Annotated in this window: 6 protein-coding genes and 1 pseudogene; 2 read left to right on the top strand and 5 right to left on the bottom strand. The window is 69.3% G+C overall.

Features of this window, described 5'->3' with window-relative positions; all coding sequences use genetic code 11:
• Positions 1-59: 59 nt before the first annotated feature.
• The 3 genes from AOK17_RS42680 to AOK17_RS42670 all read right to left on the bottom strand — a co-directional run bounded on the left by AOK17_RS42680 (position 60) and on the right by AOK17_RS42670 (position 2,851).
• On the bottom strand, positions 60-785 hold the full coding sequence (locus AOK17_RS42680; protein WP_055618038.1) for a methionine ABC transporter permease: 726 nt from the start codon (positions 783-785) through the stop codon (positions 60-62).
• The gene (locus AOK17_RS42675) at positions 782-1,825 is read right to left on the bottom strand and encodes a methionine ABC transporter ATP-binding protein (protein ID WP_055618037.1); all 1,044 of its coding nucleotides are present in this window, start codon (positions 1,823-1,825) and stop codon (positions 782-784) included. Before AOK17_RS42675 ends, AOK17_RS42680 begins: the two co-directional genes overlap by 4 nt.
• Positions 1,826-2,203: 378 nt before the next feature.
• Positions 2,204-2,851 (bottom strand): HAD family hydrolase, encoded by a 648-nt coding sequence (locus AOK17_RS42670; protein WP_055618036.1) that lies wholly within the window; start codon positions 2,849-2,851, stop codon positions 2,204-2,206.
• 69 nt (positions 2,852-2,920) lie between these two features.
• Here AOK17_RS42670 and AOK17_RS42665 point away from each other — a divergent pair, with 69 nt between their 5' ends.
• Complete coding sequence (locus AOK17_RS42665; RefSeq protein ID WP_055618035.1) at positions 2,921-3,280, top strand: hypothetical protein; 360 nt, start codon at positions 2,921-2,923, stop codon at positions 3,278-3,280.
• Between the two features lies 1 nt (position 3,281).
• On the top strand, positions 3,282-3,704 hold the full coding sequence (locus AOK17_RS42660; RefSeq protein ID WP_055618034.1) for a hypothetical protein: 423 nt from the start codon (positions 3,282-3,284) through the stop codon (positions 3,702-3,704).
• Positions 3,705-3,814: 110 nt separating this feature from the next.
• Here AOK17_RS42660 and AOK17_RS42655 read toward each other — a convergent pair whose 3' ends face one another.
• Together AOK17_RS42655 and AOK17_RS52940 are read right to left on the bottom strand one after the other, a co-directional pair.
• Complete coding sequence (locus tag AOK17_RS42655) at positions 3,815-4,318, bottom strand: GNAT family N-acetyltransferase (RefSeq protein WP_055618033.1); 504 nt, start codon at positions 4,316-4,318, stop codon at positions 3,815-3,817.
• A 45-nt stretch (positions 4,319-4,363) separates the two neighbouring features.
• Positions 4,364-4,582: pseudogene (locus AOK17_RS52940) on the bottom strand (sigma-70 family RNA polymerase sigma factor); the annotation flags it as partial.

Raw genomic sequence — 4,582 nt, 5'->3', positions numbered from 1 at the left:
GAAGTGTATCAGAGAGAGGGGTGAGGACGAGGGGAGGTGGGGGCGGGAGCCCGTAGGAGTCAGACGGTCTTGCTGGTCGCGGTGGCGGCCTTCAGGAGCCTGAGCCTCGGGGCGGCGCCCGACTGGCCACCTCGGCGGTGCAGCCCGCGGGCGGCGAAGTCCCCGGCGAACTGGATGAGGGAGATGACCACGGCGAGGATGCCGACGGTGATCCACATCAGTTCGGTCTCGAAGCGCTGGTAGCCGTAGCGGATGGCGATGTCACCGAGGCCGCCCGCGCCGACCGTGCCGGCCATCGCCGAGTAGCCGATGAGCGCGACGATCGTCGTGGTGCTGCTGGAGATCAGCGACGGCAGCGACTCGGGGACGAGCACCTTGCGGACGACGGTCCAGGTGTTGCCGCCCATCGACTGCACGGCCTCGACGAGCCCGCCGTCCACTTCGCGGACCGCCGTCTCGACAAGGCGCGCGAAGAAGGGGATCGCGCCGATCGCGAGCGGCACGATGGCGGCCTCACGGCCGATGGTCGTGCCGGTGATCGAGCGGGTGAAGCCCATCAGCGCGACCATCAGGATGATGAACGGCATCGAGCGGGCGATGTTCACAATCTGCCCGATGACCTTGTTCAGCACGGTGTTCTGCAGCAGGCCGCCCCGGTCCGTGAGGACCAGCAGGATGCCCAGCGGCAGACCGCCGACGACGGCGATGACCGTCGACCAGCCGACCATGTAGAGGGTGTCCCAACAGGCCTGCTCCAGCAGCGGCTGCATCTCCGACCAGGTCACTTGGCACCTTCCTTCGCCAGCACGGGCGCCTCGACGGCCTTGTCGGCGAAGTCGATCTGCAGACCCTGCTCGCGCAGGAAACCGATCGGCACGACGTTCTCCTCGTAGCGGCCGGGCAGTTCGATGCGCATCCGGCCGACCTGCTTGCCGCCGACGGTGTCCATCGCGGCGCCCAGGATCGAGATGTCGATGTTGTACGTGCGCGAGAGCTGCGAGATGACCGGCCGGGTCGCGGCGTCGCCGTGGAAGGTGACGTCGATGACCGTGCGGTCGTCGCCGGAGGCGTCGCCGCTCACCGGGAAGAGGGCGGCGGCCAGCTCGGAGCCGGGGGTGGCGAGCAGCTCGCTGACGGTGCCGGACTCGACGATCTTGCCGTTCTCCATGAGAGCGGCCGAGTCGCAGATGCTCTTGACGACGTCCATCTCGTGGGTGATGAGCAGGACGGTCAGGCCCAGCTGCCGGTTCAGGTCGCGCAGCAGCTGGAGGATGGAGCGGGTGGTCTCGGGGTCGAGCGCGCTGGTCGCCTCGTCGGAGAGGAGCACCTTCGGGTCGCCGGCCAGGGCGCGGGCGATGCCGACGCGCTGCTTCTGGCCGCCGGAGAGCTGGGCCGGGTAGGACCTGGCCTTGTCGGAGAGGCCGACCAGGTCCAGCAGCTCCAGCGCCTTGCGGGAACGTTCCTTCCCTGACACACCAAGGATTTCCAGCGGCAGCTCGACGTTGTCCTGGACCGTCCGCGAGGACAGCAGGTTGAAGTGCTGGAAGACCATGCCGATGTGGCTGCGCGCCTTGCGCAGCTCCCGGCCCGCACGCGGGCCGCGCCCGGCGAGGGCCGTGAGGTCCTGTCCGGCGACGGTCACGGTGCCGGCGGTGGGGCGCTCCAGGAGGTTGACGCAGCGGATGAGGGAGGACTTGCCGGCGCCGGACTGTCCGATGACGCCGTACACCTCGCCTTCGCGGACGTGCAGATCGACGCCGTCCAGGGCGGTGACCTCACGGCCGCGCGAGCGGTAGACCTTCTTCAGGCCTGTTGTCGTGATCACTGGGGTTTCCGTCACTGTCGAGTGCAGGGCGTGGGTGTGCGCCGGGCACGGGTGCATTCGGTCGGAACGCGGCACGGTCGTTCACGCGGTGGCGATGAAAGCCGGGCTTCGGCAGAACTGCGTGCGCGGGGCAGGCTCAGGCGCGTACGAAAGGGTCGTACGGGCAGACCTGAGCGGTCTCGCTTCGGGGCGCGAGGCTCTGGGTGGTGCGGGGGCCCTCTAGAAGGCGCACATTCGACACATACAGCGAGCACCGGGCGTCATGGTCGCCTCGGTCGCAAGGATGCGGCTGCTCGTCGTGGTCATGAGAAAAGTAAAGCAGACGTATACGCGGAACCGGGAACCGCTGTCCGCATCGCGGACAGCGGTGGACACCTCTCAGGCGCCGACGGAGATCTCCACTCCCCCGTCCGTGACCAGTGCCGACACGGCCGAGAGGTCACCGACGACGACGTCCGCGTGCAGCTCGGCGGCCTGGTGGGTTGTGGTCAATGCCACGGTGGTCATCCCGGCGGAGCGGCCGGCCTGCAGACCCGCGGGCGCGTCCTCGAAGACGACGCAGCGGGCCGGGTCCACGCCGAGCCGGCGGGCGGCGAGAAGGAACGGCTCGGGGTCGGGCTTGCCGCGCGTGACGTCGTCCGCGGCGATCAGGGTCTTGGGCCGGATACCGGCCTCGTCGAGGCGGGCCTCGGCCAGCCGCCGGGTCGCGGAGGTGACGACGGCCCAGCGGTCGGCGGGCACGGAGTCGAGGAGCGCTCGGGTCCCCGGCAGGAGGTGAACACCACCCTCGACGTCCTCGACCTCCAGCTGCTCGATGCGTACGACGGCCTCGGGGACGCGGGCGGCGGGCAGCAGGTCGGCGGCTATCTCGGCGGCGGGGCGACCGTGCAGCTCGACCCGCGCGAACTCCTCGGCGGTGATCCCGTACTCCTCGGCCCAGCGGGTCCAGCAGCGGTACACCGACTCGAGGGACGAGACGAGCGTTCCGTCGTTGTCGAACAGCAGGGCATCGGCTTGGATCTTCATGCCCTCGACCCTACGGGGCACCCCGGGGGCGATCGCATCGGGTCTTTTGGCCCGTAATAGGGTCGCGGCATGCTTGATGCCCTGACGGTCGCGACCGCCGTCGCCGCGCTCGCGCTCGCCGCCTGGTGCGGCTGGGCCGCCTACCGCGACCAACCGACCAAGGACTGGCACTTCATCGGTATGGCCGTGGTGACGGTACTCACCCTCGTCCAGCTGGTGGTGGGCATCGTCCAGCTGGCCCGCGGCGAGAAGGCGGAGCAGGGCACGACAATCTTCGTGGCGTATCTGATCGGTTCCTTCGCGTGCATCCCGGCGGCCGGCTTCATGTCGCTGGCGGAGCGCACCCGCTGGGGTTCGATCACGGTCGCGGCCGGCGGTGTGGTCCTCGCCGTGCTGCAGGTGCGGCTGTACGACATCTGGGGAGGCTGAGATGGCGGCGACCGACAAGCAGCCGGGGCGGACACGGCTCATCGGCGGTCCGGGCATCCTACTGGTCTGGCTGTACGGCGTGATGGTCGTCGGCGCCGTGTCGCGCTCCGCCGTGCAGATCGCGACGGAGTTCGACAAGGCGCCGCTCGCCTATTCGCTGTCCGCGGTGGCCGGTCTGGTCTACGGCTTCATCACGTACTCGCTCGTCCGCGGCGGCGAGACGGCCCGCAAGGCGGCGCTGGTGTGCTGCGCCGCCGAACTCGCGGGCGTCCTGACCGTGGGCACCTGGACCCTGGCCGACCCCTCCGCCTTCCCCGACGCCACGGTCTGGTCGGACTACGGCATGGGGTACTTGTTCATCCCGGTCCTGCTCCCGGTGACGGCGATGTTCTGGCTCCGCCGCAGCAGGACCGCGACTCAATAGGCGTGCGTCAGGTCCGGCGCGCCCCTTTTTCAGGGGCGCGGGGCTGTGACATTTGCGGCTCCGCCGCGGGGCGCGCCCAGCCACAACGAACCGGCAGCCGAAGAACAGCCCTACGCGCTGGCGACAAAGGCACTGGTCGAAGACCCCTTCGCAAGGGTCACCAGGCTCAGCCGCTCATCCACCCGCTCCGTGGAAACGAGCTGGTACCCGTGCTTCCGGTACAACCGCAGATTGTGCTCGCTGCGGTGCCCGGTGAAGAGCTGGAAGCTCTTCACACCCTCGTCCGCGGCGACGCGCGACTCGATCGCGTCGAGCAGCCGCCCGCCCAGCCCGTGCCGCCGCATCCGAGGATGGACGATCAACTTGTTGATGCGGGCCGTGCCATCCGCATCCACAGCCGCACGCACCGAGGCCACCACCTCGTCGCCCAGCCGGGCCACCAGGACCGTGCCGCCCGCGAGCTCCGCCTTGAGGGAGTCGAGGGGCTGGGTGAGGGGCTCGATGCTGTAGTCGCCGTACAGCTCGGCCTCGCTCTGGTAGCAGAGGAACTGCAGTTTGAGGATCTGTTCGGCGTCCTGTTCGGTCGCCGCCGAGATGGTCACGCTCATGCCCATGTGTGCATGCCTCCCGCTCACCTGTTCCGCCGTTGTCCCTCACTCCTATCCCCGTGCTTCGTGCGCCGCAACCTCCGACGTAAGCATTCGGCGCAGACAACCCAGGCATCTGGAACGTTCCGGACCGAGACTGCCCTGTGAGATACCCAACTCCCCCGCGATCTCCCGATATGTGAGGTCCTGCGGGGACAGCAGCGCGGCCATGAGACGCGGACAGCGGCCAGGCAGCTTGCGTACGGCGGAGTGCAGGGCCCGGCGCCGGGC

It is taken from the genome of Streptomyces phaeochromogenes, from assembly GCF_001418655.1.
GTDB classification, from domain to species: domain Bacteria; phylum Actinomycetota; class Actinomycetes; order Streptomycetales; family Streptomycetaceae; genus Streptomyces; species Streptomyces phaeochromogenes.
Note: the sequence above shows the minus strand (reverse complement) of the source record. Positions and strands in the feature narration are given on the sequence as shown.

Coding starts and splice junctions, on each gene's coding strand:
- AOK17_RS42670 (WP_055618036.1), bottom strand. CDS start 2,851: ATGAAGATCCAAGCCGATGCCCTGCTGTTCGACAACGACGGAACGCTC.
- AOK17_RS42665 (WP_055618035.1), top strand. CDS start 2,921: ATGCTTGATGCCCTGACGGTCGCGACCGCCGTCGCCGCGCTCGCGCTC.
- AOK17_RS42660 (WP_055618034.1), top strand. CDS start 3,282: ATGGCGGCGACCGACAAGCAGCCGGGGCGGACACGGCTCATCGGCGGT.
- AOK17_RS42655 (WP_055618033.1), bottom strand. CDS start 4,318: ATGGGCATGAGCGTGACCATCTCGGCGGCGACCGAACAGGACGCCGAA.